22 protein-coding genes and 2 pseudogenes are annotated in these 26,599 nt (G+C 60.7%); 13 read left to right on the top strand and 11 right to left on the bottom strand.

Going from position 1 to position 26,599, the window contains the following annotated elements; genetic code table 11:
• Positions 1–188: 188 nt before the first annotated feature.
• The 8 genes from cydB to V1280_RS02625 form a co-directional block, all read right to left on the bottom strand.
• Entirely contained in the window at positions 189–1,181 is a 993-nt protein-coding gene (gene cydB / locus V1280_RS02660; protein WP_334518720.1) for a cytochrome d ubiquinol oxidase subunit II, read from the bottom strand.
• Positions 1,182–1,186: 5 nt separating this feature from the next.
• On the bottom strand, positions 1,187–2,581 hold the full coding sequence (locus V1280_RS02655; RefSeq protein ID WP_334518719.1) for a cytochrome ubiquinol oxidase subunit I: 1,395 nt from the start codon (positions 2,579–2,581) through the stop codon (positions 1,187–1,189).
• On the bottom strand, positions 2,578–2,793 hold the full coding sequence (locus V1280_RS02650) for a hypothetical protein (protein WP_334518717.1): 216 nt from the start codon (positions 2,791–2,793) through the stop codon (positions 2,578–2,580). Before V1280_RS02650 ends, V1280_RS02655 begins: the two co-directional genes overlap by 4 nt.
• A 16-nt stretch (positions 2,794–2,809) precedes the next feature.
• Positions 2,810–4,666: an amidohydrolase gene (locus V1280_RS02645; protein ID WP_334538130.1), complete on the bottom strand. Its 1,857-nt coding sequence runs from the start codon at positions 4,664–4,666 to the stop codon at positions 2,810–2,812.
• Entirely contained in the window at positions 4,566–4,922 is a 357-nt protein-coding gene (locus tag V1280_RS02640) for a DUF1427 family protein (protein ID WP_334518715.1), read from the bottom strand. Before V1280_RS02640 ends, V1280_RS02645 begins: the two co-directional genes overlap by 101 nt.
• 74 nt (positions 4,923–4,996) lie before the next feature.
• Positions 4,997–5,686, bottom strand: coding sequence for a hydrolase (locus V1280_RS02635; RefSeq protein WP_334538128.1), 690 nt, complete (start codon positions 5,684–5,686; stop codon positions 4,997–4,999).
• A gap of 54 nt (positions 5,687–5,740) precedes the next feature.
• Positions 5,741–6,526 carry an enoyl-CoA hydratase/isomerase family protein gene (locus tag V1280_RS02630; protein ID WP_334518713.1) on the bottom strand — a complete coding sequence of 262 codons (786 nt, stop codon included), beginning with the start codon at positions 6,524–6,526 and terminating at the stop codon, positions 5,741–5,743.
• A gap of 818 nt (positions 6,527–7,344) precedes the next feature.
• Positions 7,345–10,197, bottom strand: a complete 2,853-nt coding sequence (locus V1280_RS02625) for an ATP-binding protein (protein WP_334518711.1) — start codon at positions 10,195–10,197, stop codon at positions 7,345–7,347.
• Positions 10,198–10,644: 447 nt separating this feature from the next.
• Here V1280_RS02625 and V1280_RS02620 point away from each other — a divergent pair, with 447 nt between their 5' ends.
• The 3 genes from V1280_RS02620 to V1280_RS02610 are packed head-to-tail and all read left to right on the top strand — an operon-like array spanning position 10,645 to position 12,820.
• Entirely contained in the window at positions 10,645–11,472 is an 828-nt protein-coding gene (locus tag V1280_RS02620) for a hypothetical protein (protein ID WP_334518709.1), read from the top strand.
• A gap of 11 nt (positions 11,473–11,483) precedes the next feature.
• The gene (locus V1280_RS02615) at positions 11,484–12,407 is read left to right on the top strand and encodes an alpha/beta fold hydrolase (RefSeq protein WP_334518706.1); all 924 of its coding nucleotides are present in this window, start codon (positions 11,484–11,486) and stop codon (positions 12,405–12,407) included.
• A complete protein-coding gene (locus V1280_RS02610) occupies positions 12,404–12,820 on the top strand; it encodes a hypothetical protein (protein WP_334518704.1) in 417 nt (138 codons plus the stop codon). The genes V1280_RS02615 and V1280_RS02610 overlap by 4 nt, the downstream gene beginning before the upstream one ends.
• Positions 12,821–12,831: 11 nt before the next feature.
• Here the strand turns inward: V1280_RS02610 and V1280_RS02605 are convergent.
• A pseudogene (locus V1280_RS02605) lies at positions 12,832–13,194 on the bottom strand (patatin-like phospholipase family protein); the annotation flags it as partial.
• 107 nt (positions 13,195–13,301) lie between these two features.
• Entirely contained in the window at positions 13,302–13,535 is a 234-nt protein-coding gene (locus V1280_RS02600) for a hypothetical protein (protein WP_334518702.1), read from the bottom strand.
• A gap of 103 nt (positions 13,536–13,638) precedes the next feature.
• On the opposite strand from V1280_RS02600, the gene V1280_RS02595 reads away from it, so the two are divergent.
• From V1280_RS02595 to V1280_RS02580, 4 genes are all read left to right on the top strand, one after another.
• Positions 13,639–14,520 (top strand): LysR family transcriptional regulator, encoded by an 882-nt coding sequence (locus V1280_RS02595; protein WP_334518700.1) that lies wholly within the window; start codon positions 13,639–13,641, stop codon positions 14,518–14,520.
• Positions 14,521–14,669: 149 nt separating this feature from the next.
• Positions 14,670–14,987, top strand: coding sequence for a hypothetical protein (locus tag V1280_RS02590; RefSeq protein ID WP_334518698.1), 318 nt, complete (start codon positions 14,670–14,672; stop codon positions 14,985–14,987).
• A gap of 151 nt (positions 14,988–15,138) precedes the next feature.
• Positions 15,139–15,813 carry a peroxiredoxin-like family protein gene (locus V1280_RS02585; RefSeq protein WP_334518696.1) on the top strand — a complete coding sequence of 225 codons (675 nt, stop codon included), beginning with the start codon at positions 15,139–15,141 and terminating at the stop codon, positions 15,811–15,813.
• A gap of 73 nt (positions 15,814–15,886) precedes the next feature.
• Positions 15,887–16,996, top strand: coding sequence for an alkene reductase (locus tag V1280_RS02580; RefSeq protein ID WP_442895216.1), 1,110 nt, complete (start codon positions 15,887–15,889; stop codon positions 16,994–16,996).
• A 16-nt stretch (positions 16,997–17,012) separates the two neighbouring features.
• Here the strand turns inward: V1280_RS02580 and V1280_RS02575 are convergent, their stop codons facing one another.
• Positions 17,013–18,068, bottom strand: a complete 1,056-nt coding sequence (locus V1280_RS02575) for an AraC family transcriptional regulator (RefSeq protein WP_334518692.1) — start codon at positions 18,066–18,068, stop codon at positions 17,013–17,015.
• Positions 18,069–18,199: 131 nt separating this feature from the next.
• On the opposite strand from V1280_RS02575, the gene V1280_RS02570 reads away from it, so the two are divergent.
• The 6 genes and pseudogenes from V1280_RS02570 to V1280_RS02545 all read left to right on the top strand — a co-directional run bounded on the left by V1280_RS02570 (position 18,200) and on the right by V1280_RS02545 (position 26,383).
• On the top strand, positions 18,200–18,736 hold the full coding sequence (locus tag V1280_RS02570) for a carboxymuconolactone decarboxylase family protein (protein WP_334518690.1): 537 nt from the start codon (positions 18,200–18,202) through the stop codon (positions 18,734–18,736).
• A 47-nt stretch (positions 18,737–18,783) separates the two neighbouring features.
• The gene (locus tag V1280_RS02565; RefSeq protein ID WP_334518688.1) at positions 18,784–19,290 is read left to right on the top strand and encodes a YkgB family protein; all 507 of its coding nucleotides are present in this window, start codon (positions 18,784–18,786) and stop codon (positions 19,288–19,290) included.
• A 2,110-nt stretch (positions 19,291–21,400) separates the two neighbouring features.
• Positions 21,401–22,216, top strand: a pseudogene (locus V1280_RS02560) (DUF1194 domain-containing protein); the annotation flags it as partial.
• Between the two features lie 295 nt (positions 22,217–22,511).
• Positions 22,512–23,066: a thioredoxin family protein gene (locus V1280_RS02555; RefSeq protein ID WP_334518686.1), complete on the top strand. Its 555-nt coding sequence runs from the start codon at positions 22,512–22,514 to the stop codon at positions 23,064–23,066.
• A 680-nt stretch (positions 23,067–23,746) separates the two neighbouring features.
• The gene (locus V1280_RS02550) at positions 23,747–24,916 is read left to right on the top strand and encodes a saccharopine dehydrogenase family protein (protein WP_334518684.1); all 1,170 of its coding nucleotides are present in this window, start codon (positions 23,747–23,749) and stop codon (positions 24,914–24,916) included.
• A 183-nt stretch (positions 24,917–25,099) separates the two neighbouring features.
• Positions 25,100–26,383 (top strand): S41 family peptidase, encoded by a 1,284-nt coding sequence (locus V1280_RS02545; RefSeq protein WP_334518682.1) that lies wholly within the window; start codon positions 25,100–25,102, stop codon positions 26,381–26,383.
• Positions 26,384–26,599: the final 216 nt, after the last annotated feature.

Genomic DNA, 26,599 nt, shown 5'->3' with positions numbered 1-26,599 from the left:
AAATGAGCGTCATTTCGTACCCTCCGTTTGACGCCGTACCCAATTGGTCAGGCACCCGCGGCGTTACCGCGCGCTTCACTGGGCAGCGAATTGAAGAACGGATCGAATGGATATGGACACAACCGAGAGGGCGGCGATCGACCCCAGATAAAGGCCTGCGAACCACAGCAAATCTTTTCGCCACCCGCTCATGATTCCCACCCCTCCTCGGGCGTCTTCCCGCGGAACACGTGATATGCGAATGCCGAATACGCCAGTACGATTGGTGTGACCACGACCGCGCCCGCCAGCATGAACACATGACTAAGCGTCGCCGAAGCAGCATCCCAAAGCGATAGCTGGAATGGCACGATGTATGGGAAAATTACAACTGCGAGTCCACCGACACCGCAAGCGAACAGTATCAGGCCGAGCAGGAAGGGGCGCATCGCGGGTTCTCGTCCGACCGAGCGAAACAGAATGACCGCCGTGACGAAAAACACGCTGGCCATCATCCCAAGAACAACTGGATACGCGACCCAAGCTGCTTGAACCCGGGGCTGCACAAAAATCGCGGCGACGCAGGTGACAAGGGCAAGCCCGGCAAATATTGGCGCACCAACCGACAAGCTGGTTTCAGCAAAGCTACGCAATTTGGCGCTTGTCTTGAAATGGAGCCAACCAGCTCCCAACACCACGTAACCTGAAAGGACCGCGACGGCGGTCAGCAGGCAAAACGGGCGGAACACATCAATGACGCTTCCCGAGAAATGGTCACCAGTGACGGCGACACCTTGGATAAGCGCGCCGACGATCAAGCCCTGCATGAGCGCGGCTACAATGGAGCCGACTCCAAACGCCGCGTCCCAGATCCGGCGCGCGCGGTCCACCTGATAGCGGAATTCGAATGACACCCCGCGAAGTCCCAGACTCAGCAGCATCATGATGAGGGGAAGGTAGAGGGCCGGCAGCAAGATGCCGTAGGCAATCGGGAAACCCGCCAGAAGGCCGACACCCGCCATGATCAACCAGGTTTCGTTGCCGTCCCAGGTCGGCGTGATCGAATAGACCATGCGATCGCGCTGCTTCTCATCCGATTGAAACAACAGCAACGCACCGACGCCGAGATCGAACCCGTCCAGCAAAACGTAAAGCGTCATGGCGAAAGCAACGAAGAGCGCGGAAAGGAGCGGTAGGTCCATGACGATCACTCCGCCGGTACGGTATTCATGACGGCTGGGCTTAGCGCCCGCTTGAGCGAGCCGGTGGGCTCGGCATATTCTGGCGCATGCTTCGGACCGCGCCGGATGAACCGTGCCGTGAAAACGAGAAATGCAGCCATGAACAGCGCATAGATGCAGACAAATGCAATCATTGTCGAAAGCAGAACGTTCGCAGGCACTGGCGAGACCGCGTCTGCCGTTCGCAGAATACCCCAGATGACCCAGGGTTGCCGACCGGTTTCGGCAACGTACCAGCCGGCCAGGGTTGCGAAGATACCTGATGGCGTCATCGCTACGAGCGCCCACAGGAACCAACGGGTCGTATAGAGTCCTCCTAGGTAGCGAAGCCAAAGAGAGGCAACAGCGATTCCGAACATAAGAATGGCCGTCCCATACATGACTCGGAAGCCATAGAAGACGATACCCATATAGGGTTGCCGCTCTACCGGCGTGTTGGAAAGACCCTCGACTTGTCCGTTGAGGCTATGAGTAAGCCAGATACTTCCCAGGTATGGAATGCCTAGCGCGAATCGGTTGCGTTGCTTTGCCTGGTCTGGAACGATGATCCAATAATACGGGGCGGGAGACTCCGATTTCTTTTCCCAAAATCCTTCGGCTGCTTGCATCTTCGATGGCTGGAGCTCCAGCATCTTCCCGTAGAGAATGTCGCCGAGAAACACCTGGCAAGCGATCAAAACCGCCGCGAAGGCCGTCCCCAAGGATACGGTGCGTCGCCCAAACTCAAGATGCTCGCCGCGGAGCAGATACCAGGCGCCCACCCCCCCAATCAGGAAGGATCCAGTGATATAGGCCGCAGCCAGCATATGTGGCAGACGATATAGCCAGGAAGGATTGACGATCACGCGAATCCAATCGGTAACCACCACCCTTCCGTTCTCGATACTCACTCCGTCAGGTGACTGCATCCAACTGTTGGCCGACAAGATCCACGATGCCGACAGTACGGTGCCCAGGGCCACCATGCATGTCGCAAAGAAGTGCAGCCTCGGGCCCACACGGTTGAGGCCGAACAGCATGATGCCCAAAAAGCCGGCCTCGAGAAAAAACGAAGTCAGAACTTCCAAGGCTATCATGGGGCCGATGGCCGGGCCCGCCATCTGGCCGAATCTGGCAAAGCCCAGGCCGAATTCGAACGACAGCACAATCCCCGTCACGACGCCCACGCCGAAGCCCATGGCAAAAATACCGAGCCAGAACCGGTAGATCTGGAGATAGAGCGGATCTTTGGTCTTGAGCCAAAGCCCCTCGACAATAGCCAGGAACGCCGCAAGTCCGATCGACATCGTCGGAAAGATAATGTGGAAGCTGACGGTGAACGCGAATTGAACGCGCGCCAAAAGCTCGGAATCGATCGTCATCGTCCTGCTTCCGGAAGTTGCTTCGAGTTGACGAATAGCCAAATGGCGACGGCAATGAACGCCGCCAGCGAGGCAAGGGACACCGACAGCCCGAAGACGCCGATGATCGCGAAGAAGAACCCGACGCCCGCGAGAGCGACCACACAATGCTTGATCAAACCCCTGTAATCCATCGCTCGCTCCTCAGCAAAGTACTCCTCGGCAAGCTCCATGGTCCGCCAGCGTCGGTCATACGGCCGAGCAGGCGCAGCCCAGCGCGCCCCAGAAGCTCTTCAGATCGGAGATCGGCAGCCGGTTAGACCATGCTCGCGCGTGATCGTGACCGTGAATATCGCAGACGCTTCCGCACTCGCATGCCTGCATGATACGTGCGCTTATGGCTTGCGCCTTACCATCGACTCCGACCCAGTTTCCGTAGCCGCCAAAGTTGCGCACAGGCGACCAGTCTGGCATCGCCGGCGGCGGCGCCGATGTATCGAGCGACTTGAAGATTCCAGCTCCATAGACTATCCGGCCGCCGACGATCGTCAGTTCGCTCGTCGTGTTGGCGATCTCGCTCTCCGCGCACGAAAAGAAATCCCGATCCGGAACGATCAGATCGGCGAACTGTCCGACTTCGATACGCCCCTTCTTTCCTTCTTCGTTCGAAAACCAAGTGACGTTCTCCGTCCACATCCGCAAAGCCGTCTCGCGGTCCAGACAATTGCGCCGCGGATAGATCCCGAGGCCGCCCACGGTTCTACCGGTGACCAGCCAAGACAGACAGATCCACGGATTATAGGAAGCCACGCGCGTGGCGTCGGTGCCGGCCGAGATCTTCACGCCCCTGTCGATGATCTTCTTGATCGGTGGAGTCGCCTCCGCGGCTCCGAAGCCGTAGCGCTCGACGAAATATTCGCCCTGATACGCCATGCGGTGTTGAATGGCGATACCTCCGCCAAGCGCTGCAATCCGGTCTATGGATTGGTCCGAGATCGTCTCCGCATGATCGAAGAACCAGTGTAGACCGCTCAGCGGCGTATCCTGATTGACCTTCTCGAAGACGTCCAGCGCTCGCGAGATCGTCTCGTCGTATGTCGCGTGCATTCGCCAGGGCCACTGATTCTGGACGAGGATGCGGACTACCTCCTCGAGCTCTCGCTCCATCTCCGCCGGCATGTCGGGGCGCTGCACGCGAAAATCCTCGAAATCGGCTGCCGAAAATACCAGCATCTCGCCGGCCCCGTTATGACGAAAGTAGTCGGTGCCTTGCTTGTAGCGCGACGTCGTGCTCCAGTTCAGGAAGTCGGCCTTTTCGCCCTTCGGCTTTTGGGTGAAGAGATTGTAGGCCAGGCGGATCGTCAACTGGCCCTCGTCGCTGAGCTTCTGGATGACCGCATAGTCTTCCGGATAATTCTGGGAGCCGCCGCCAGCGTCGATTGCCCCCGTCACGCCGAGCCGGTTCAATTCGCGCATGAAATGCCGGGTCGAATTGATCTGGTACTCGGACGGGAGCTTCGGTCCCTTGGCGAGCGCGGCATAGAGGATACTTGCGTTGGGCTTGGCCAGCAAAAGGCCGGTCGGATTACCCTTCGCGTCGCGCACCATCTCCCCGCCTGGCGGCTGCGGCGTATCCTTTGTGTACCCTACCGCGCGAAGGGCAGCGCCGTTCAACATGGCGCGATCGTAAAGATGCAGGATGAAGACCGGAGTGTCGGGCGCCACTGCATTCAATTCTTCGATCGTGGGCAGGCGCCGCTCGACGAACTGATGTTCGGTAAACCCGCCGACCACTCGAACCCACTGCGGAGGTGGGGTGATCGCCACCTGCTTCTTCAGCATGGCCATCGCGTCGGCCAGCGACCACACTCCGTCCCACCGCAGCTCCATATTGAAGTTCAGGCCGCCGCGGATGATGTGCAGATGATTGTCGATCAGGCCCGGCAGCACACGACGGCCTTTGAGGTCGACCACCTTTGTGCCTGCCCCGGCAAGGGCGAGGACTTCACGGTCGGATCCGACGGCGACGAACTTTCCGTCCCTGATCGCCGCCGCGCTGGCGGACGGATTGGAACGGTTCAGCGTTGCGATAAGTCCGTTGTGCAATACGAGGTTTGAGGGGTCGGCAGTCATGAGGGCTTCCTTTCGTACGCATCGACGGTAGCGAGCCTTGCACCGTACCGCCCGGAAAGTGGCCGAAGAGACGATCAATGATCTGGGATACCGCGCAAGTTCCGCGATACGACGTCCTCGTAAGAAGCTGCCCGCCGATCGGAATCACAGGCTCGCCCGCCAAGATGTCCAATCCGATCCGTGCAATCAGCGGCGGAGCCAGTGAGCGGACCTGTCCCGACAAGTACACGTTTCATGACATGTCCCTCGGCGTCTGCCATGGAGCGAGAGCGGAGCTACGGATCACCAGAAGAAGCGAAACCTTCACTTCGCCGGGTTTGGTCCGATACGTGGGCCATGCTTGACGCGCTCCTGGGCCTTGTGCACGTGCGTATAGGCATAGTCCACGCCCATGCCGTATGCTCCTGAATGCTCCCTGACGATGCTCATTACTGCATCGTAGGTCTCTCGGCGCGCCCAATCGCGCTGCCACTCGAGAAGCACCTGCTGCCACGTCATTGGCACCATGCCAGCCTGAATCATTCGATCCATCGCGAACTTTTGCGCGTCCACCGATGTGGCGCCTGACGCATCCGCGACTATGTACATTTCGTAGTCTGTGTCGTGCAGACAACTGAGGGCAAAGGTGTTAACGCAAACCTCCGTCCAGAGGCCTGCGGCGACGACCTTCTTGCGGCCCTCCCTTGCATGCTTGGCCAACGCATCGCGGACGTTCTGATCGTCCCAGGAATTCATAGAACTTCGTTCAAGGATTTGATTCTCGGGAAACACCGCAAGCAATTCGGGATAGGTATTGCCCGAGAAGGCGTCGGATTCGACCGTCGTGATGGTCGTGGGGATTCCAAACACTTTCGCAGCTTTAGCGAGGCCGACGACATTGTTCTTCAACGTCTGTCGATCGATGGATTCCACGCCAAATGCCATCTGAGGCTGTTGGTCGATGAATATGACCTGACAGTTTTTCGGAGTCAGAACTTCCAGATATTTCGACATCATTTTCTCCCTCGAGATCTTGACGCTAATGAAACGACATTCCGGCGCGCGTTTTCATCCACTTGCACCGGAGCGCCTTGCAGCCGGACTAGGCGCGACGGCGGCGGCGGTTATCCCTTCCAGCGCCAGCCCGTAACCGGTTCCTTCGTCGATAAGCCGTCGTAGCCTCTGTGTAAGAGCGATGCGAGTATAGCTGCTGGTGAGCGGCGGCATCTTCGCGATGCCTTCGGCTATCTCGTGCGCGCGAGCAAGCAAGCCTGCCGCCGGCACGATCTCGTTGACTACGCCCCACTCTTTCGCGGTCTTGGCGTCGAGCTTCTGCCGAGTCAGAAGGAAATACCGACCTCGGACCGAGCCAATCACTTCCGGCCAGAGAAGGTGCATGCCGTCTCCCGGAGTGATGCCAAACTCCGGATGCGGAAAGTCCTGAAATACGGTTTCAGGGGTCGCAATTACGATGTCGGTGAGCAGGGCGTATTCACTGTGAAGCAGGACCGGCCCGTTGAGGGCTGTGATCATTGGGACTTCGATATCCAGCATGTTCATGAGGACCTTTTTGCCCTCGCGATAGATCTTGTCGTAGCCCATGGGAGTGAAGAAATCGAAGCCCTCTTGGGTAATCGAATCCATGAACGCGTTGCCGGCGCCCGTCAGGATCACGACCCTGTTTTCCCTGTCCTCTCCGATCGCGTGGAACAGGTCGACGAATTGTTCGTGCGTCAAACCGTTGAAGACGAGCTTGTCGCCGTTCGTATGCAGTACGACCTCCAGTACGCCGCTGCCCGAACGCGTGAGGCGTGCGTTCGGGAAAGATTTGTGGTACTGTTCGAAGCGTGACATTTGGGTCTCTCCCGTATGGTTCGAACCGACTGGTTATTCGGCGCTCGCGGCAAGCCTATCGTCCGGTTGCTGGCGACGGTCATGGCGGGCAAAGCCGCCGTGACATTCGCGTGCTCTGCTGCCTGGCAGTGGCCGTCAAATCTACATACGGCCGAACCGGCGGACGCCCGAACAGTTCGCGTCGCGTTCTTCCCTCCCGATATGATCGCTCACGTCAAGCATGCGCGTTTTCCCCGAGATTAGTTGCTTTCGAAAGATGGGAGGGCGAGGATGGAGCGGTCAGCCCGCGAAAGCGAATTAAACCTTTTAAAACGTTGTAAATCGAAATCGTCGCGCAGTGCGCGCGGCCATGCCTGGGCTAACAAGAGTGAACTTTGCGAACCAAGCCACCTGAAAGGATCGCCACACATCGCGACAATTGCGCGAGACGATCATCGACATGCTCCAGTTAGGGAACCTGCGCCATCGTATGATGTAAAAAATTGTAAATTGAGTCGGTTACCGGCGTGCTATCAACATCAAGCAGCCGCTCGCCGAGGCGCCTACGCGTGTATTCCGTATCGGCGCCCACCTTGGTCCCAGGCAAAGCTATCGCTCTCAAGGTCGAGCTTTGGGCGCGAGAAACTCTTTTCAACCGGGTCGAAGCCGCTATTCATCGGCGCCCAAGCCGCGCTCGAGAGATTGCTAAATGTGGGGGAAGTCGAGTTTGGAAGGGGGAACGCTGGCCCCCGGCTATCGCGGCTATTGCGCAGGATGATCGATTGGACGTCAAGTTCACGGTCCCGTTTGAACGTTCGAGACTCTCCGCCCGTCTAAAATCATGTGCGCAGCTCGCTAAGAAACTCACGCGCCTCTCTGAGATCCGAGGTCTCGAAACCTTCCGTGAAGCGGTTGAAGACGAGAGCAAGATCATGGCGGGCACGATCCCGCTCATTGCTTTCGGAGAGGAGGCGGGCCAAGGTCATTGCCGCCCTTAGCTCCAATGCGAGCGCAGATTGCTCTCGCGCAACAGCAAGCGCTTCCCTCAGGGAGTTGATCGCCAGCTTCCGATCATGCCGGGCCGCGAGAATTTGCGCTTTGATCCGCAGCAACTCCGGCAACTCAAATCGTGCTCCAGTATTTGTCGCCTGCGCGATAGCATCACCGATCGTCGAGAGGGCCTCCGCGAGTTGCCCTGACTTCCGAAGCCCCTCAGCCAGTGCGCCGAGAACGGTCGTGACCACCACTCGATACTGCTCAGCGTGCATGGTTTCGAGAGCGCATTTTAGCAACTGGACGCCGGTCGCCGCATCGCCGCGTGCAATGGCCAGCTCGCCTTGTAGCGCAATGCCGGCGGCTCGGTATGGCTCCAGTGAGTATCGCCCGGAATATGCGATCAGTTTCTCGATGAAGGCAGCAGCGCTTGTGAAGTCGCCGGTCCAAAGAAACACCGACGAGCAGTACATCAACGAGACGCAGATCGAAATCGGTTGCTCTTGGCTCGACGCCTCGTCGATCACCTGTTTCGCGGTTGTGAGCGCCCGATCGGAAAATCCGCGCAACCATAAGACCCGGGCAAGGGCGACAAGAGCTCGGATGCGATGGTCACAGCCGAAGTAATTTCCGTTAAATCCCCTGAGTTCTGCTGCCAGCGTCAAGCCGCGTTCACAATGAAGTTGCGCCGAGGCCTGATTACCCTCCAAATAGTGAGAGATGCCCAGCATCCACTCCGCCCAGATGAGACCGCCAACGTCTGCTGTCGCGCGCGCTATGGTGCTCCCCCGTTCTGCCGCCGCAAGGGAGCCACGAAGATCACCAAGCCGGTTAAGAAACAGATTCAGACCAGCTAGGAGCTGAAGCTGACGCGGGCGGTCGTCGAGCGTCTCCGCGAGCACAAGTGCGCGTTCGATTGCGACACGAATCTGGGCACTGTGTCCCTGCGTATACATTGACGAGAGCGCCAACGCCTCCTGAAGAATCATTTCCAGTCTTGTGTTCCCGCCGGCAGCGTCGATTACCGCCAACGCCCGTTCACACCAGCCTCTGCATTCGTTCAGCAGCGACAATCCGATAAAAAGGGGGGCCGCCCAGGCGGCAAGGTCAACGCCGATGCCGACATCGCCATGGTCAGACAGCGCCCATTCGAGTGCCGCCCGGACATTGCCGATGTGCGGAGCGTATTCTGAAAGATCATGTTCGCCAAATTTCGATTGGACAATCTCGTTCTGTTGAAGGAATTCGGCAAAAAAGACGGCATGCCGCCAGGAAACGCGTTCGTTTTCGCCACAGTCCGCGAGCTTGGCGGCGGCATAGGCGCGCGTTATGTCGAGTAGCCGATAATAGGTCGATCCGCTGATAACGTTCGTTGATACCAAGGACTTCGCAGCCAGGCTAACTACGCTGGTGGCAACATGGGATTCATTCGACTCCGCGTCGGAGGCAATCGAGCAGACAGCCCGAAGCGTGAAGTCACCGACGAAGACGGATAGCCTGCAAAGGACCTCCTTTTCGTGCTGTGAGAGCAGGCTGTAACTCCAATCGAGCATCGCGTTCAGGGTCCGATGCCGCGGCAATGCTGTGCGACGGCCGTGCCAGAGCAACCCAAAGCGACGGTCGAGCAACTCTGCCGTGCCGCCAATTCCAAGCGCGCCGGCCCTGCTGGCTGCGAGTTCAATGGCAAGGGCGATGCCATCAAGTCGGCGACAAATCGCAGAGACGATCGGAGCCTCGACATCGTTTAATGGCGCGCTGTAGCCGCCGGCGACGGCCCGCTCCATGAAGAGCTGAGCAGCCGGATATGTCAGCACTTCCTCGGCGGTGCGATCGCCATGCTCGGGCGGACAATCGAGTGAATACAAAAAGTGCACGTGTTCGCCTTCGACACGGAGCGCTTCTCGACTGGTCGCCAGGATATGCGCTTGTGGTGCCTCGCTGACCACCCGTTCGGCCAGAACCGCTGCCGAGTCGATCACGTGCTCGCAACTGTCGAGAACCAGAAGGACTTTCTTGTCGCCGAGAAACGCGACAAGGGTGCCGAACGGGTCGTGGGTCTGGACCATGAGCCCGAGGGCCGAAGCGACCGCCGTTGGGACAAGCTGCGGATTGGTCAGTGCGCCCAAATCAGCAAACGAGACTGCGCCGCGGAAGCCTGTTAGCAGCGCATGCGCGACTGAAACGGCAACGGTCGTCTTACCTATGCCGCCAGGGCCGACGACGCTCACGAAGCGGCCCCTCATCAGCTGTTCCGATATGGCTCGAATAGCCTCAGTTCGCCCGACCATGCGCACCAGTTGCGGCGGCAGCTTCCTGGGTCGCTCTTCGTCACCCTTTCCTTCCGCTACCGTCAGCGGACCTGTCGCATGTGAAACCGGCGCGACAAAACAATAACCGCGACCCGCAACGTTCGATATGTAGCGAGCCCCTTTATCTTCCCCGAGGGCTTTGCGTAGGGCTGCGATCTGAACGCGGAGATTGGCCTCATCTACCGTCGCACTTGGCCACGCGACCGAGATCAGGTCGCTGTAGCTGACGACCTCGCCGGCACGCTCCGTCAGTGCGATCAGGACGTCGAGGGCACGTCCGCCAAGCGGTATCGTCTTATCGGCCCTCTTGAGCAGCCTGCTTCCAACGAGCAGACTGAAGGGGCCAAAGGACAGTACGTCCCCAGGCTGAACATTACGATAACCACTCATACAAGCATTTTGTGCTGTTGGCTCGGCATCGCGGATCTCTACTGGAAAGCTGCTGGCCCCGGACCGCTAGATTGTACTGCGCTATGCCTGGTGCGTGCCAGTCGATTGCCGGCGCATCGACGACATTCGAGCACACTCGGCGACAGCCCGAAAGTGCAATAGGAACAAAGGTGTAGCATAGGACGATGATGGGAGGTCGATCTAATGCACTCGCTGGATGGTTCCTTCCTGTCGACGCGAAACGACCTTAGCGCGACCAAATACCCGACTACATATTCCGGACTGGAATAAGCATTATTGCCGATACGGCTCTGCCGAAACCCTCCCTTCCGCGACAACTAGGCGTGCACACGCTCCCTATGCGTCTTCTCGGCGGAGGTCTTTCCATCACAAGGGATTGCTCTCGCCCTCGAGATGATCGCTTGTCGACAACCGCAGGAGCCTTCCATGGTTCTTCTCGTGACGAGCGCCTCGGGCGCGAATGGCTCAGGTTACGGCAAGCTTCTGGCGTTCGATGCGGACGGCAAAGTGCTCGGTCCGTTCAGTGAAGACGCCCGGATCATCGACCCGCGCGGACTCGCCGTCGACGGTTCATTGCTCTTCCTCAACAGTGGCTCGGACCGCATTCTGGCGCTCGATGGCAAGGCGCGTGTGGTGCGCGAGACCAGCGTGATGCCCGGGCTGAACCCAGGCGGCGGTAATTTCGGACCGGACGGCCGGTACTATGTCGGATTGCGCGCTGCGCGGACGATCATGGCGTTTGCGCCGACGCTCGATGGATCCGGCGAAGCTGTGCTTCCGACCGCAGTGGTCCCGTTCCCCCGCGGTTTCGCCTTCGGACAGGACGGCACTCTCTTTCTCGCGTCCGGCATCGGCCCGGGCGGCGAAGGCGACAACACCATTCTGGCGTTCGGTCCAGAGTGGAGGATCAATCCTTCCTGGAAGGTGCAAGATCCGGATCTCAGTCCGCTCGATCTCACGATCGCGCCAAACGGAAACGTGGTCGTCAGCGGTGAACACCCCTTTGGAGACCCGAACGCAGTGACGACCGTCCGCGAATATGATCGGTCCAACGGCCGTCTTGTTCGCGTCCTTGCTCCGGATCGTGGGCTTGGGTTCAGGAAGCCGCGCGGCCTGCGCTTCGGGTCGGACGGAAAACTGTATTGCGTGGCCCAGGACGAAGTCGTCGTGTTCGATTTCGCGACGGGTGAATCTCTGGGCCCCGTGGTCAGGCTGCCGGGCCTCAACGGCCAGGCCGTCATCTTCTTTGGATAGGGAGGAAAAGGATGGAGGCGTCGGAAACAGCGCAGCGGTTCGCGCATGAGCAATGGCCGTACGAGCCGAAGTTCAAGCGCGTCAATGGCTGGCGCATGCACTACGTCGACGAGGGCGTCGGCGACCCGGTGGTTCTCCTGCACGGCAACCCGGCCTGGGGATTTCTGTACCGGAAATTCATCAAGCCGCTGACTGCAGCAGGCAGGCGCGTGATCATTCCGGACATGATTGGCTTCGGGCTGTCCGAGAAGCCTGTCCGCGAGCAGGCCCACACGCTCGACGGACACATCGCCAATCTGACCAGTCTCTTGCGACAGCTCGACGTGCGCAACGCGACCGTGGTCTGTCATGATTGGGGCGGACCGACTGGCCTCGGGTTTGCCCTGTCCAATCCCGACCGCGCCCGTGCTCTCGTCATCATGAGCACGTGGGCATGGCCGCTACCTCCGGCCGAATTTCACAAGCGCATATTTCCCTGGCGCATGATGCATGCGCCCCTTGTCGGGCCCTATCTGCTCGGACGCCACAACGCGCTTGCAGGTCGGGGGATGTACCTTTCCGTCGTCGACCGCAAGAAGTTCCGGGCGGAAGCCCAGAGCGTCTATGAGAACATCCTGCCCGATCCGGGATCGCGTCTGCTCACGTGGACCTGGCCGCGCTGGATCCCGCTCGACGAAAGCGCTCGCGGCCTGACGCGCTTCGAATGGCTCGAACGCGAGCTGAGGAAGTCGAAACTCCCGACGCTGCTGGTCTGGGGGCGCGAAGACGAGGTCTTCGACTACAAGACGTTCGCGGCGCGCTTCAAAGAGCTCTTGCCGCATGCCGAAGGGCCCGAGTTGGTGACGGGCCGGCACTTTCTGCAGGAGGACTCCGGCGAGGAGATCGCCGACAGGATCAACCGTTTCCTGGACCGCATCGAGGGAAGGCAGCCATGACAGCGATTCAAGTCATCGAAAATCCGGTGCTCGAAGGCAAGAGAAGAGCGTTCGTGCTCGCGGAAGACCGCGTCGGGCACTACCCGGAATTCCGGGAGTTCTTCGTCAGGCAGTTCTCTCTTGGTACGAACGGGCTCTCGCGCCCCGGCTATGTCCGGGCGCCCTCGGGAATGGTCTACGCGCTCGTCTTCATTGGCCGCAGCGGAGAACCGTTTCCCGATGGGATCGAGATCTACGCCCTGCCCGACGCGTTGGAGCCGCTGAACGATCCGGAGGTCGACGCCGATATTTGGGCGTTGCTCGGGTGGATGATCGCCGGCGTCGGCGGCGAATGGCGGATAGAGGACCTGGATGCGACCGGCCGGCTGTACCAGTTGAGCGTGGCCGTGGGGCCCTGCTGGCTCGCGCGCTGATGCCCTCATTAAAAGCTGGGAATGCCTTGGGTCAGCGTGGTCCAATACGTAAACCAGCGCTCGCCGAATCCGGGAAATGCGCCCCGAAAGCTCCAGTGCGGGACCCTCTGGACGCGGTGCCAGAACTCGTGCAGCCGCTCGAGCCGGCGCTGCGGCTCGTTTCCCGCGATGAGACTTGCGTTGATGGCGCCAATCGAGGTGCCGATGATCCAGTCGGGCGCGATCCTAGCCTCATGCAGCGCCTGATAGACACCGGCCTGGTAGGATCCCAGCGCCCCGCCGCCCTGCAGCACCAGCACGATCTGACCCGGCAGCTCGCTTTGGACGCTGCGCGGGCGATCCAGGGAGCGAGAAGAATGGGTGGGTCGGTGCATTCGAAGCCTCCTTCCGCTTGCCGGAATGCGCTTGTCGCCCTTGTTTCAATGCCTGGCGAGGCCCTGTCAATCACGGCAGACGCCGCCGTCGGGCTGCGCCGATTTAACTATCCACGTCCATGGAAAACGCAGCGCAGCAGCACCTCAAAATGCGGCGTGGCGATGATGGCGAGGCTTGCCACCGCGCTGCCCGTCATCGCGTATGCGAACAGCGCGTCCCTCACCGTTCCGGACAGGGTCTGCGCCGTTTCCAGGGCGATGGCTTTCGCGCGGACTGTGCCGCGGGAAGCTGCCCCGGCGCTGCGGACCGTCATCGCGGTCAGGTCTTGATAGGTGCTCATCGCTTGTCTCCCTGGGCGGTTCGGATGCGTGGAGAGATGGCCAATTCTCGCGCAGCATGGCAGATAGGCCGGAGCGATATCGCTCATTCCGGCGGAGAATAGGATGGATCGTCTGGCTTCGATGGAGACATTCGTGCGGGTTGTTGAAACGGGCTCCTTCTCAGGAGCGGCCCGACAGCTTCGAGTAGGACAACCGGCTGTCTCGAAATCGGTCGCGCAACTGGAGGAATATCTTGGAGTCAAGCTGCTGACGCGCTCGACCCGTGGCCTCACCCCGACGGAAGCAGGACTTGGCTATCTCGAGCGTGCCAGGCGTGCACTGGAGGAGGCAGCCGAGGCCGAGCTCGCCGCGCGGGGAGCCGGAGCCGGACTCAAGGGGCGATTGCGGATCTGCGGTGCCGTTACTTTCGCCCGGATCCATCTCATTCCGCTGTTGCCGCAATTCATGGCGCAGAATCCGGACCTGGACCTCGAGGTTGTTCTGGACGACCGTCAGATCGACCTCGTCCAGGAGGGCATCGACGTGGCACTCCGGATGGGGAAGATGATGGACTCGACACTGACTGCTCGCCGAATCGCAAGGTGCAAGCGGCTCGTGCTGGGCACACCAGCCTACTTCGATCGGGCGGGCACGCCGTCGACGCCGAGTGAACTGAGCAAGCACCAGGCCGTCGTCTATCTGCAGGGAGAAGGCAGCGTCTGGTCGTTCAGACGCGAAAGTACGGAACTGGCCGTTAGCGTTCAAAGCAGATTGCGAGTGACCGCTGCGGAAGGTGTGAGGGCGGCGGTGCTCGCACATGCAGGACTGACCATCGCGTCGGAGTGGATGTTCACACCCGAACTGCGATCGGGCGCCGTCCGTGCGGTCCTGTCGGAATGGACTCTCCCGCCACTCGACCTATGGGCGGTGCTTCCGACTGGCCGTTCGGCGACGGCCAAAGCGAGAGCGTTCGTCACCTTCTTCGAGCGTGCGTTCAATGCGTAAGCGATGCAGTCTCGGAGCGTAGTTGGCGCGAGTCGTGAGACGAACGAGCATGCCTTCGATCCCGACCAGCATTCAACGCTTCGGGTGAGCGAGTACGGTGACAAGCAAGGGAGCTGCTCATCCCGAGCCTCCTGCGAAGGAGCGTCACCATGTCCCTCATCTCGATCCTGCAGCGCTCAGCCTGCGCTGCCGCCGCTGCTGTTGCCCTCGCCGGCCTGCTTTCGCCGGCAAATGCAACCGGCCGGCACGATACCGTCGCCGTTTTCCCTGATGTGACGATCAGCGCCGCCACAGACCGTGCGCCGATCATGTTGACCTCGCGCTTGCCCTGGCTTGCTCCGGTCGGCCATCGGCAACCGCACCAGGCAGATGTCCCCCATCACGAAGCCTTCTCGGCATGGGAACACCAGCAACAGCAGGTAGACCGGGAATTGGACCGTAAGCTGATCATCTGCCGCGGATGCTGACCACGCTGCGCCGCCATCATTCCCGAACGGAATAAGCTCTAGTCCGACGTGCCCGCTACCTCCTGTGGCGGTCTCCTTTAGGTTTTGCCCGTGAGTTCAACGAAACGGACGGCGCCGCCGTCCTTCACGCAGACGCCAAAGGAGACCCGTCATGTCGCTTCAAGCCAGTCTCGACGCCTTCAAAGCCGATTTTGAAGCCGGAAAGCCGCCCTACAATGTTCCCCCCGCCGTCATCGAGACGATGCACCGCGCCACGGCCGAGCTGATCCAGTCGGGAGCCGCCCGGCGCGCCAGGAAGGCAGGCGATGTCGCCCCGTCCTTCTCGCTAGAAGATCCGGAGGGCAACCTCGTCAACTCGACCGACCTCCTGAAGCGCGGTCCGCTGGTGCTCAGCTTCTACCGTGGCGTCTGGTGCCCGTACTGCAACATGGAGCTGCAGGCGCTCGAAGCGGCCAAGCCGGAGTTCGACAGATACGGCGCTTCGCTGGTGGCGATCTCGCCGCAGACCGCCCCCAACAGCCGCAAGTCGGTCCGCCAGAACAAGCTGTCGTTCCCGATCCTGTCGGACGTCAAGGGCAAGGTCGGCGCCGCGTTCGGCCTGCGCTTTGATCTGCCCGACTATCTGGTCGAACTCTACAAGCAGCTCAAGAACGATCTGCCGACGTTCAACGATGACCCGAGTTGGACGCTGCCGATGCCTGCCCGCTACGTCATCGGACAGGACGGCGTGATCCTCTATTCCGAAGTGAACCCCGACTACACCCGCCGGCCCGAGCCTGAAGACATGATTCCGGTCCTGCAACGGGCGGTCGCCGTCAAGGCATGACGGCGCATGAGGCGGCCGGTGGGGCGCAATGACCATCGGCCGCTGTCCTTCGACTCAAGCAACCGAAAGGAATATTCCAATGTCCAAGCTGTTCACGTCGACCCAGGTCGGTCCCTACAAATTGTCCCATCGCATCGTGATGGCACCGCTGACGCGGATGCGCTCTGATCCGGGCGACATTCCGAGCGACCTGATGGTCGAATACTACACCCAGCGCGCGTCCAAAGGCGGCCTGATCATCTCCGAGGCGACGCCAGTCTCGATCCGCGGCTATGGATATGCCGGTGCGCCTGGTATCTACTCGGACACCCAGATCGCAGGATGGCAACGCGTCACCAGCGCAGTCCATGCCAAAGGCGGCCGCATCTTCCAGCAATTATGGCACGTCGGCCGGCAGTCGCATGTCGACTTGCAGCCGAACGGAGATGCGCCGGTCGCGCCGTCCGCGATTGCGGCCGAGGGCTACGCGTACACCAAACGCGGCGAAGGGCCCTTCTCGATGCCGCGCGCCCTGGAGCTGGATGAGATCCCCGGCATCATCGAAGAGTTTCGGTCGGGCGCCGAACGGGCGCTGCGGGCCGGTTTCGATGGTGTCGAGATTCACGGCGCGAACGGTTACCTGCCGGATCAGTTTCTCCAGGACGGCACCAACAAGCGCACGGATGAATATGGCGGCCCCATCGAAAACCGCGCGCGCTTCCTGCTGGAGATCACTCAAGCCGCGATCTCCGTCTGGGGAGCCGATCGCGTCGGCGTGCGCATCTCGCCGAGCAGTACCTACGGATCAATGTCGGACAGCGATCCGCAGGCGACCTTCGGGTACGTGACCACCGAGCTCGATCGCCTGGGGATCGCCTATCTCCACATCGTCGAGCCGCGCATCAAGGGTACCGAGGACGTCGCGCAAGGCGATGCTGCCATCGGCGCCCAGCACCTGCGGAAGAAGTTCTCACGGACCTTGATCGCCGCTGGCGGCTTCACTCCGACTTCGGCAGAGGCCATCGTCACGTTCGGAGATGCCGATCTCGTCGCCTTCGGCCGCCACTTCATCGCCAATCCGGATCTGCCGGAGCGCATTCGGCAGCGCCTGCCGCTCAATCGCTACGATCGCTCGACCTTCTATGGCGGCGACGCGCGGGGCTATACGGACTACCCGGTCGCAGAGGCGCCGGCAGCAGCCTAAACCCTGCTCGCGTCTGTCATCTCTCAGCCAGCGAAGATGCATCGCTGCCCTTCGCTGGCCTACGCTCGCCGACCGTATCCGCTTCAGTGACCTTCGCCGGGTCCGCATCGGCGAGAGCCGCCGGCCTTGCGAAGATATCCCGACCCGACGGCTCCTGCATCTTGCGCCACTGCGCCGGAGTGACGCCCATGTGGCTCTTGAAGGCGCGCTGAAAGGCGGCTTCGGATTGATACCCCACCGCCTCCGCCACGGCACCCGTCGAAAGAGACGACTTCCTTAACTCGTTCGCCGCGAGCGTCATCCGGATGCCGGCCAGAAGATCGGAAGCCGATCGCCCGAGCTTCTCCTGGAATTGCCGGGCGAGCGTGGCGCGCGACATGTTGCACAGGCGCGCGAGGTCGGGCAGCGACCATGCGCGCGCAGGATCGTTGAAGAGAGCGGCCACCGCCGGCGCCAGGCGCGGATGGCCGGCAAGCGCGAGGAGACCACGCGGTGCATCTTCGGCCTCGCTTGCGAGCCGCAGCACCAGCGCGAACATTGCGGTTGACAGCGCATTCAGCATCGCGCGGCCGCCGAGATGATCGTTCGCCGACTCGCCGCGCATCAGGGCGACCAGGCCGGCGAGCTGAGCGGCGTTCTCTCCTCCGTCCTGACCGCGGGCATGCACGACCAGGCGAGCCGGCAGATAGGCGCGCAGCAGGCGATCGTGCGGAGGCGCAATCGCGAAATGCCCGCAGAGCAGGTCAAGGCGCTCTCCCCTGCCGGCGTTCTCGCTGATGATAAGATTGAGCTCCTGGCGATTTCGCGCCGGCTTCGGCCGAGCGCCGCCGCCGTCATGCATGACGTGGCGCGGATTGCCCGGCAGCAACAGGATGTCCCCGGTTTGGAGCCGTAGCAGCTTGCCGCCGGCCGGGTCCTCCAACACCGCCGAGCCACCGACGACCGCGTGATAGGGGATCTCATTCGCCTCGCCCGGCCCTTGATCGATCCGCCATGGCGCGCCGTAAGAGCAGCGCAGATCGAGCCGCCCGCGTACCGGCATCATCTCGAACAGCCTGCTGAGCCAATCCATGGCGACCTCCTTAACAGACCGCTTTTGAGACGATAGAGCATATAGTCGAGCTACCTCGACATTCAACGTCTCGCCTAACGCTCATACTGTCACTCCGCAATCGTCCACCACCTCAACAAAGGAGTGCCATCATGTCCCGTCTTTCCGTCCCCAATCTCGAATCCGATGCCGGTCCATCCGGCCAAGTCTACGCGCAGATCAAGAAGGCGATCGGCAGCGTGCCGAACACTTTTGCGGCCATCGCCGCCCACGGTCCGGCTGCGCTCAAGTCGGTCCTCGCCGCTGATGCGGTGCTCGCGTCTGGCTCGCTCAACAAGCGCGACCAGGAAACCATCAAGCTGATCATTAGCGGTGTCGCCGGCTGCGATTACTGCGAGGCTGCGCACAGCCTGCTCGGCAAGCTCGCAGGATTGAAGCCCGACGAGCTGAAGAACATCCGCGATGGCAAGCCCATAGGCGATGCCAAGCGCGATGCACTGGCCCGCTTCGTCCGCAACCTCGCGGAAACCAGTGGCACCGTCAGCGACGAGGAGTTCGCAGCGATCAAGTCCGCCGGTTACAGCGACGGCCAGCTCGTTGAAATCAGCCTGGCCTTCGCGACCACCGTCTTCACCAACGTCTTCAACCGCATCAACGACACCGAGATCGACTTCCCCGCCGTCGCATGAAGCGACCCTGCGATCAGTCAGATCTTCAGCATGAAAGGATCACGACCATGACTACGCTTTCCACCACCGCTCACAATCCGCTCGTCCGTGCGCTGCACAACTCCGGCCTGCTGGCTGAGGACCTCGATTACCACGTCGTCCGGGCCTCGATGGTGATCATGTTCGCCTTCTTCGGTTACCAGAAGTGGTTTCCGTACGAATTCGAACGACTGGTCCCGTTCATCAGCAACGGGCCGCTGATCTGGTGGCTCTATCCGGTCTTCGGCCACGCCGGCGCCAGCTACTTCCTGGGCGCCTCGGAGTGGACGTTCGGGACCCTGCTGCTCGCAGGCTTCTGGGACAACCGGCTCGGCGTTCTTGGCGCACTGGGCTCGACAGGCACCTTCATCGCAACCGTTACCATCATTCCTTTCATGCCGGAGGGCTGGGACGTCGCTGCGGGAGGCTTCCCTGCGATGACCGGTAACGTGCCCTTCCTGATGAAGGACGTCGTCCTGCTCGCCGTCTCGCTCTACCTGCTGAGGCAGGACGTGGTTCGCCTGACGCGGCAATAGGGTGGCACCCTGCTGATGGCGAGGCGTCGCCGGCGAGAGTCCCACCTCGCCGGCGATTGCGCGTTCCAAAATGCCAAAGGAGTGCTGCGGAAAATTACGCGGCCATCAAACTGTTTGTGCCCGACGATCTGTGATGCACCTGGTTCGGCCGAATGTCCGCTTTGCCACCAAAACCTGGCGGTGCTCGAAGCTGGGGCTTTAGACGCCCCGCCCATCTGTACGATCAGGTGCGCTGCAATACTCCGTTAGCCGAAAACGCGTTGGATTACCGACCTCGACCGGGATAAGCCAAGCTCACTACTTCGGTCAGCGTCCTCAATGCGAAAGGAAGCGAAGGATGCTTTAGCTGCTCAGGGGGCGGCCTTCGGGCCGCCCTACTCTGCTCGGTTTATCGATTCGCGCGATGGCTACCGCTGATGTCCGAGTCCAATTCCAAGGACTAGTGCCTTTTGGCGGAGTGCACCAATACTGCGCTTCGTCAATTTGGATATCTTGGTAACCGGCGTGCGTGTTTTTGAGTGGACTTTGAGTTCCTTGATGTCTGTCTTCGTCCACTCGCGCCGCTTCACGGCTTTCTTGGTTGCCTTCTTCACAATCATTGCTCCTTTCGAGAGGAGCGGCTTTTAACATAGGTTTTCCGCAATGACGACCGTAGAGAAACCGAAACAATCACAGGAACTCGCGCAACCGCGCCAACTCAACGACATGCTCGTGAGATAACACTTCAGTTACTAGAGGCGGCTGTGGCGTGCAGTGGATTTCGTATAGATGGCGCGCTGATAAGGGTTTCGCCATGAATTCTCGCATGCAGTCATCTAGCGTGCCATCAACGACCGTATACGGGCCTGAATCCGCGGCGCAGCGCTCATTGTTGAGCGAGGGCCACTTACGAAGAGTCGCTGGCGCCTGGAAATTGATCTGAAATTCGTCACTGTTCATTTTAGCCTGCCCCGTCAACACCAACTATTCACCTTCGTAATACCGGCTAACGCTCCGACGGCTCTGAGCTATGTCCAGATCGCCGATCTCACGAAGACACTGTTTGAGCCGTAGCCGGCTTCTTCAAACGATTCCTTTGGCGGCTTCCTCTTTCAGGGAAAGGGCAACTATCAGGCCCACCGAGAAGAAGAGGAGCCATGCCGCCAACCGCCAACGCAATACCCACGTTGCCCATTGGAAAATTCCCAAGAGTGCAGGGTAGCGGACCCTCCGAAATTTCAGCAATGCGCGGCATGGGTCGCCGTAGCGAGGTGTTGGCGTAGACCGCTTCGTCGAGTTCGCCCGCCTCAGTTGGCGGTCTCTTTCACCCGGCCCTTGCCTTCGCAGACCTTGCACTTAGGCGGGTAAATTCTGCGACCGCCTTGCAGTTGCCCAACTGGCTCATGCCCCGTGCCGCCGCATGCCGAACACTTCGTTTCGGAGATTTTCAACCTTGGCCGCTTCATTCGTTTCATTGCTTTCGAGACCATGGCGCGACAGTCAAACAATGCGATGCTCAACAAGAGTGTCCGGTTTCGTCTCGATCAACAACAACGGGTACGAATTAACGTTGAGCAGAACGGTTAAGCTTGGTGGGAGTCCCGTAATTTTGCGGACAACGCGTGCCTTCCCTTAGTTCTCTATCGAAAGTGCGCCGCACGATTCCGGGGGCGCGATTCTACGCGTCGCGAGTCTTGCCGGCCTCGTGCATGACGCTCGCGTTCGCCTTGAGTGCCGCCCGCCTTGGGGGACTTAGAAAACTACGCTCGCCGTTCTTTCCTAATCTCTTCCCTGTCCTGCGCCAGCGTCGACCCTATCTGCGACGTTCGGCATTCGAAGGAAGATCACCTCTATTCGATCGGCAGAATGGTGCGCAACCAGGCAACGAGGGCATTGAGATCCTGCTCAGTCATCTTGCTAACTGGAACCTGGGAAGTCTCATCCGTGACAGGCAAAGCCTTTGGGGTTGGCGCGACCCGGCTCTTTCCGGAAGCACGAGGCAGCTCCGGGCTTCTTCTCATCGTCCAGAGCAAGCCTCGATTGCTGCGAACGTGAATGACAATTGCATGTTTCCGCTTTTCGATGCGCGTTTTGAGTGTCACCATGCTTGTGAAAGGACGGGAGGGCCGCCATGCGCTGGTGTGTCTCGGTCGGGGCGGTGCTTGTTGCGGGAGCGATAGTCGGAGGTGACGTTGCGGGCATTGCCGCGCCGAGCCCGAAATCTCGATTCGCCGACACCAAACACAATGTATCATCCGTCAACGTCGAGCTCGTGATCGCCGTCGACGTCTCCTATTCTATGGATATGGACGAACTTGCCATTCAGCGCGAGGGCTATGCACAGGCCATCGTGTCGAAAGACTTCCTTCAGGCGCTGAGGGCCGTTCGGGGCAGCAAGGTGGCCGTGACCTATTTCGAGTGGTCAATGTCAGGCGACGAGAAGATCATCATTCCCTGGCGCGTGATCGACGGCCCGGAATCGGCGGATGCCGTGGCCGCCGAAATCATGAAAACGCCGGTTCGCCGAGGTTCGAGTACCTCGATTTCCGGCGCGATTAATTTCGCACTGCAGCTGTTCGAAGAGAATCCCTATCGCGGGTTGCGGCGCGTCATCGATATTTCCGGCGATGGGCCGAACAACGATGGAGCCCCCGTAACCGGGGCGCGTGACGCTGCCCTGGAGAAAGGCATCATTATCAACGGCCTCCCGATCATGGTGAAGGAGCCATCCCTCTCGACGACCGATATCGAGAATCTCGATCTCTATTACGAGGACTGCGTGATCGGAGGGCCAGGCGCCTTCATCATGACGATCAAAGATCGCGAAAAATTCCAGGAAGCGATCCGGACCAAGCTTGTTCGCGAAGTTGCGGGCCTCAAGCCAGAGAGCGGGATCGTCCCAGCCGCCGAGAAAGAGCCCCGGGTGCCCTGTCTGATCGGCGAAAAAAATCGCAGGAGCGCGGCCGGCGGTGAGTGTCGAGACAATCATTCAGAGCCGCCGGACGAACAAGCTTTAGACAGTAGTTTATCATGGTCGCCGCCACGCGCCGGGGCATTGGAGGAGCTAACGTCCGTTCGTGGCCCACACCGACGAATTCCCGCGCTCGTCCAAATGGCAGCTGTTAAGGGTCGACCGGAAATGGCTGACGTATGGCCAAAACGACGCGACTGGCGAGCAGGTTTTGGAAACTGTGCCCCAGCAGGCCGTCGTCAGCATATATTGGGGCACAAGGAGGTGCGATATGGCAACAGCAGCTACCCAAGTCGTTTTTGATACGCCGGCGGCGGTGTTCCAGCTTCCGGCCACCGACGGCAAGACTTACGCACTAGACGACGTTGCGGGCAAAGAAGGCACGGTCGTCGTCTTCATCTGCAACCATTGTCCCTATGTTAAAGCGGTGATCGACCGCATGGTTTCGGACGCCCGCGTGCTGATGTCGGAGAGCATAGGCTTTGCGGCAATTTGCTCGAACGATGCGGCCGGCTATCCCGAAGACTCATTTGAGAATATGAAGCGCTTCGCGAAGGCTCATGATTTCCCCTTTCCATATCTCCACGACGAGACCCAGACAGTCGCTCGGGCGTATGGGGCGGTCTGTACGCCGGACTTCTTCGGTTACAATGCCGACCGCAAGCTCAAGTATCGCGGCCGGCTCGACGAAGGGCGCACAACTCCGCCTCGCGCTGGGGCGCCCCGAGAGCTTGTCGAGGCCATGCGCGCGATTGCGACCACCGGTCTGGCGCCGGCTGACCAAAAGGCGTCTATTGGCTGCTCGATCAAATGGAAGGACGAATGAAGCCGATCCCTGTCAACAGGTTTCGTATCTGAGACCGCCGCGTGCGGCTGCATTTGCTGCACATGTGCGATTTGACTAGCGGCATCACGAGGACCCGCCGGAGTCGCGTTCGCCCCTTCTCCTTCAAGTCTGCTTCCGGGGCAACACGATGCTTCGGCTCCCGCGATCCGACCCGTCAGTGCTGCGTTGCTTTTGCGACACCGATCGACTCCTCGGCCGCCTCGATGTCTGCTCCCGAGCGCTAGGACGAGATTTGCTCACCTGAGTTCTTCCGGGTTGGCCCGTTTGGGACATGCCAACCGGCCCGGAAACTGTCCGCTTGTCGAGGGGAGACCGGAAGTGGCTCGCCCGCGCGGTCAAAATGGCATATTGACTCCAACCGGACGTTGCGCGCCCCAAGACAGAAACTGTGGTATCTTCCGTCAAACGCGATGGGACGGTTCAATGAAAGCGGCTGCCCCCTCGAATGGCACTTGCTGCGCGTCCTCATGTCCTCGCCGGGCTCCGGGACAGCGCAAAATGGCATGGCATCCCCACCTCTTAGGCGCCTGCTCGGCCTGCGCCGACGAGGTGATCGAATGAGCGCGCCAGGCAAGCTGGTGCGATCCAGCTGGCGGAAGACCGGTCCGAGTAAGGGGTAAGGGGCAGCGCTCTCCCGGGTCTTGAGGAGGACCAGCGTTGTGAAGCGGGACTTCGACCTCATCGTCTATGGCGCGACGGGTTACACCGGCCGTCTCATCACCGAATATCTGGCGACGTCCTATCGCGGCGACGATGCTCCGTCCTGGGCGATCGCGGGACGCTCGACCGACAAGCTCCAGAAGGTGCGTGCCGACATCGGCGCACCAGACGATTTGCCTTTGGTGAAGGCGGATGCCGCCGAGCCGGCCAGCCTCCGTTTGATGTGTGAGCGTGCGGCCGTGATTATCACGACGGTCGGGCCCTATCAGCTCTACGGTCCTGAGCTTGTGGCGGCCTGCGCGGCCGCGGGCACTGGCTATGTCGATCTGTGCGGCGAACCGGCGTGGATGCGGCGCATGATCGACGCCCATCACGAAGAGGCGAAACGAGCTGGCGCGCGCATCGTCTTCTCCTGCGGCTTCGACTCCATCCCGTTCGATCTCGGCGTGCTCACGTTGCAGGAGAAGGCGCGCGAGAAATTCGGACGCCCTGCACGGCGGGTCAAAGCCCGCCTTCGCAACGTGAGGGGTGGCATGTCGGGCGGTACCGCGGCGAGCGCTCGGGCGACGCTGGCGGCCGCGACGCGCGACCCGGCCCTTATCCGGCTGCTGAGCGATCCCTTCGCGTTGACGCCGGGGTTCACCGGACCGTCTCAGCCGTCCGGCCTCATCCCCGAATACGACCCGAGCATGAACGCGTGGCTCGTGCCGTTCCCGATGGCGCCGATCAACACCAAGAACGTGCACCGCACGAATTTCCTGTTGGGTCATCCCTACGGCACGGACTTTGTTTACGACGAGATGATGGTCGCGCCGGGATTTGGGGAAATCGGTCGCGTGACGACGGAGACGTTCGCCACGATGGTTTCCTTGTTCCGGACCGGCGGTCTCAAACCCGGCGCAGGCCCGACTCGGGAAGAGCGCGAGAAGGGCTTCTACGACATTCTCTTCCTGGGCGAGCTGCCGGATGGCGGGCGAGTCGAAGCGGTCGTCACGGGCGACCGCGATCCGGGCTACGGCTCGACCAGCAAGATGATCGCTGAGAGCGCTCTTTGTCTTGTGCGCGACGTGCAGGGCGAGGGCGGCATCTGGACGCCGGGCGCGCTGATGGGTCCGGCGTTGCGCGAGCGTCTGAAGGAGCGCGCCGGCCTCACCTTCACCGCGCGTTGAGGTAACGCTCAGAACTGCGGCGGCGCGCCGGATTATTTGGATCGTAACCAACGAAAGCGTGGATTGGCGAGCGCGGCCTCAAATCCGGTTCAACGGCCGCTTTCGGCCCGTCTGAGACATCCCTCTGGCTCTGGGAATGTTCGATTATCGGGACAGCGACGAGCTCCATCGCAAGGTTGCACGATGAAGAAGGTAATCAACTCAGCACTGTCGCGCCGCCACTTTTTGCGGCTCACGTCAATGGCCACGGCATCAGCTCTGACTCCAACGGTGTTGTGGGCCGAGCAGCAAGAAGCAGCGGATTCGGCCACATCCCAGGCCATGCCCGCACGCATCGCCACGTTCGAGAATGTATGGCGGACCGTGCGAGACCGGTTCTACGATCCGCACCTACACGGGCTCGATTGGTCGGCGGTCCGGGAACGTTACTTGCCGGACGCCACGCGGGCGAGCTCCGAAGAGGCGCTGGCCGGCGTCATTAATAGCATGCTCTCCGAGCTGCATGCTTCGCACACCCGCTACTACACACCGTACGAACCAGAGTACTACCAGCTTTCCGATATCTTTGCTGGTGCGTTAAGGCGGCGTGGACTGGAACGTGTTTTTCCGAGTGGCCGTATCTCCTATCCCGGCATTGGCGTCCTCTCGCGTCTCGACATGCAGGGTAGCAACATGATCACCGGTGTAATAGAAGGCACGCCGGCCCAACAAGCCGGCCTGCTTGCTGGCGATGTGATCGTCTTCGCCGATGGCGCACCGTTTCAGCCGGTTCAGTCATTCCGTGGCAAGGTCGGCAAGGAAGTTGCGCTGGGGCTGCGTCGTGCCGGCGCGTTTATGCAAATATCTGTTACCCCGGTCGAAATTGAGCCTAACAAGATGTTCTTGGACGGCCTGAAGGCGAGTGCCCGCATAATACCGGCCAACGACCGAAGAATCGGCTATGTTCATGTCTGGTGCTACGCTGGCTCCATGTATCAGCGGACGCTCGAGCGTCTTCTATCGCAGAGTCCGCTGAACGACGCCGACGCGCTGATCTGGGACCTGCGCGATGGCTGGGGCGGCGCGATCCCCGAGTATCTTGATTTGTTCAACACGCGAGCGCCGACGATGCAGGTCACTGATCGCAATGGCGCCAGCGAACTCGGGAATGTGAAGTGGCGCAAGCCTGTCGCCATGCTTGTCAACGGTGGCACCCGCAGCGGCAAGGAGATCCTTGCCTATGGCTTCAAGAAATATCGGCTTGGCGAGGTCATTGGTAGCCGGACGGAGGGAGCTGTCCTCGCTGCGACGGCATTTCTCATTGACGGCGGCTTGCTGTTGCTCGCGGTCGGGGACGTGCAGGTCGACGGCGAGCGGCTGGAAGGCGTTGGCGTCGCTCCCACGATCGAGGTCCAAGCGGACTTGGCCTCCATGGGTCTAGGTGATCCTCAACTCGATCGTGCAATCGCGCTCCTATCCGGTGCCTGATCCTCGTGAGGCAGTCCGGCTGGCTCTGACGCTGATCCGCGAGGACCGGACGCCACGAGTGAAATGCTGCGTTTCTTGCTGGAGCATTCGCTCCCACGGCAGCCAGGCTAGAGTTAGTCCGCTCATGGCCCTGTGAGACGTTCGGGACCAGCCGAATGCCGGTTTGCGCCCGCCAAGAGCTTCCACATGAGAACGGCCTGCCCGGTTCGCAATACA

It is taken from the genome of Bradyrhizobium sp. AZCC 2230, from assembly GCF_036924495.1.
Taxonomy (GTDB): Bacteria; Pseudomonadota; Alphaproteobacteria; order Rhizobiales; family Xanthobacteraceae; genus Bradyrhizobium; species Bradyrhizobium rifense.
This window is presented reverse-complemented; position numbering and strand designations above follow the sequence as displayed.

Bases quoted from the DNA above. Each gene is read 5' to 3' on its own strand.
- V1280_RS02570 (WP_334518690.1), top strand. From the start codon at position 18,200: ATGTCCCGTCTTTCCGTCCCCAATCTCGAATCCGATGCCGGTCCATCC.
- V1280_RS02600 (WP_334518702.1), bottom strand. From the start codon at position 13,535: ATGAGCACCTATCAAGACCTGACCGCGATGACGGTCCGCAGCGCCGGG.
- V1280_RS02625 (WP_334518711.1), bottom strand. From the start codon at position 10,197: ATGAGTGGTTATCGTAATGTTCAGCCTGGGGACGTACTGTCCTTTGGC.
- V1280_RS02620 (WP_334518709.1), top strand. From the start codon at position 10,645: ATGGTTCTTCTCGTGACGAGCGCCTCGGGCGCGAATGGCTCAGGTTAC.
- V1280_RS02590 (WP_334518698.1), top strand. From the start codon at position 14,670: ATGTCCCTCATCTCGATCCTGCAGCGCTCAGCCTGCGCTGCCGCCGCT.
- V1280_RS02655 (WP_334518719.1), bottom strand. From the start codon at position 2,581: ATGACGATCGATTCCGAGCTTTTGGCGCGCGTTCAATTCGCGTTCACC.
- V1280_RS02630 (WP_334518713.1), bottom strand. From the start codon at position 6,526: ATGTCACGCTTCGAACAGTACCACAAATCTTTCCCGAACGCACGCCTC.
- V1280_RS02555 (WP_334518686.1), top strand. From the start codon at position 22,512: ATGGCAACAGCAGCTACCCAAGTCGTTTTTGATACGCCGGCGGCGGTG.
- V1280_RS02610 (WP_334518704.1), top strand. From the start codon at position 12,404: ATGACAGCGATTCAAGTCATCGAAAATCCGGTGCTCGAAGGCAAGAGA.
- V1280_RS02585 (WP_334518696.1), top strand. From the start codon at position 15,139: ATGTCGCTTCAAGCCAGTCTCGACGCCTTCAAAGCCGATTTTGAAGCC.
- cydB (WP_334518720.1), bottom strand. From the start codon at position 1,181: ATGGACCTACCGCTCCTTTCCGCGCTCTTCGTTGCTTTCGCCATGACG.
- V1280_RS02650 (WP_334518717.1), bottom strand. From the start codon at position 2,793: ATGGAGCTTGCCGAGGAGTACTTTGCTGAGGAGCGAGCGATGGATTAC.
- V1280_RS02575 (WP_334518692.1), bottom strand. From the start codon at position 18,068: ATGGATTGGCTCAGCAGGCTGTTCGAGATGATGCCGGTACGCGGGCGG.
- V1280_RS02565 (WP_334518688.1), top strand. From the start codon at position 18,784: ATGACTACGCTTTCCACCACCGCTCACAATCCGCTCGTCCGTGCGCTG.
- V1280_RS02615 (WP_334518706.1), top strand. From the start codon at position 11,484: ATGGAGGCGTCGGAAACAGCGCAGCGGTTCGCGCATGAGCAATGGCCG.
- V1280_RS02635 (WP_334538128.1), bottom strand. From the start codon at position 5,686: ATGTCGAAATATCTGGAAGTTCTGACTCCGAAAAACTGTCAGGTCATA.
- V1280_RS02595 (WP_334518700.1), top strand. From the start codon at position 13,639: ATGGATCGTCTGGCTTCGATGGAGACATTCGTGCGGGTTGTTGAAACG.
- V1280_RS02545 (WP_334518682.1), top strand. From the start codon at position 25,100: ATGAAGAAGGTAATCAACTCAGCACTGTCGCGCCGCCACTTTTTGCGG.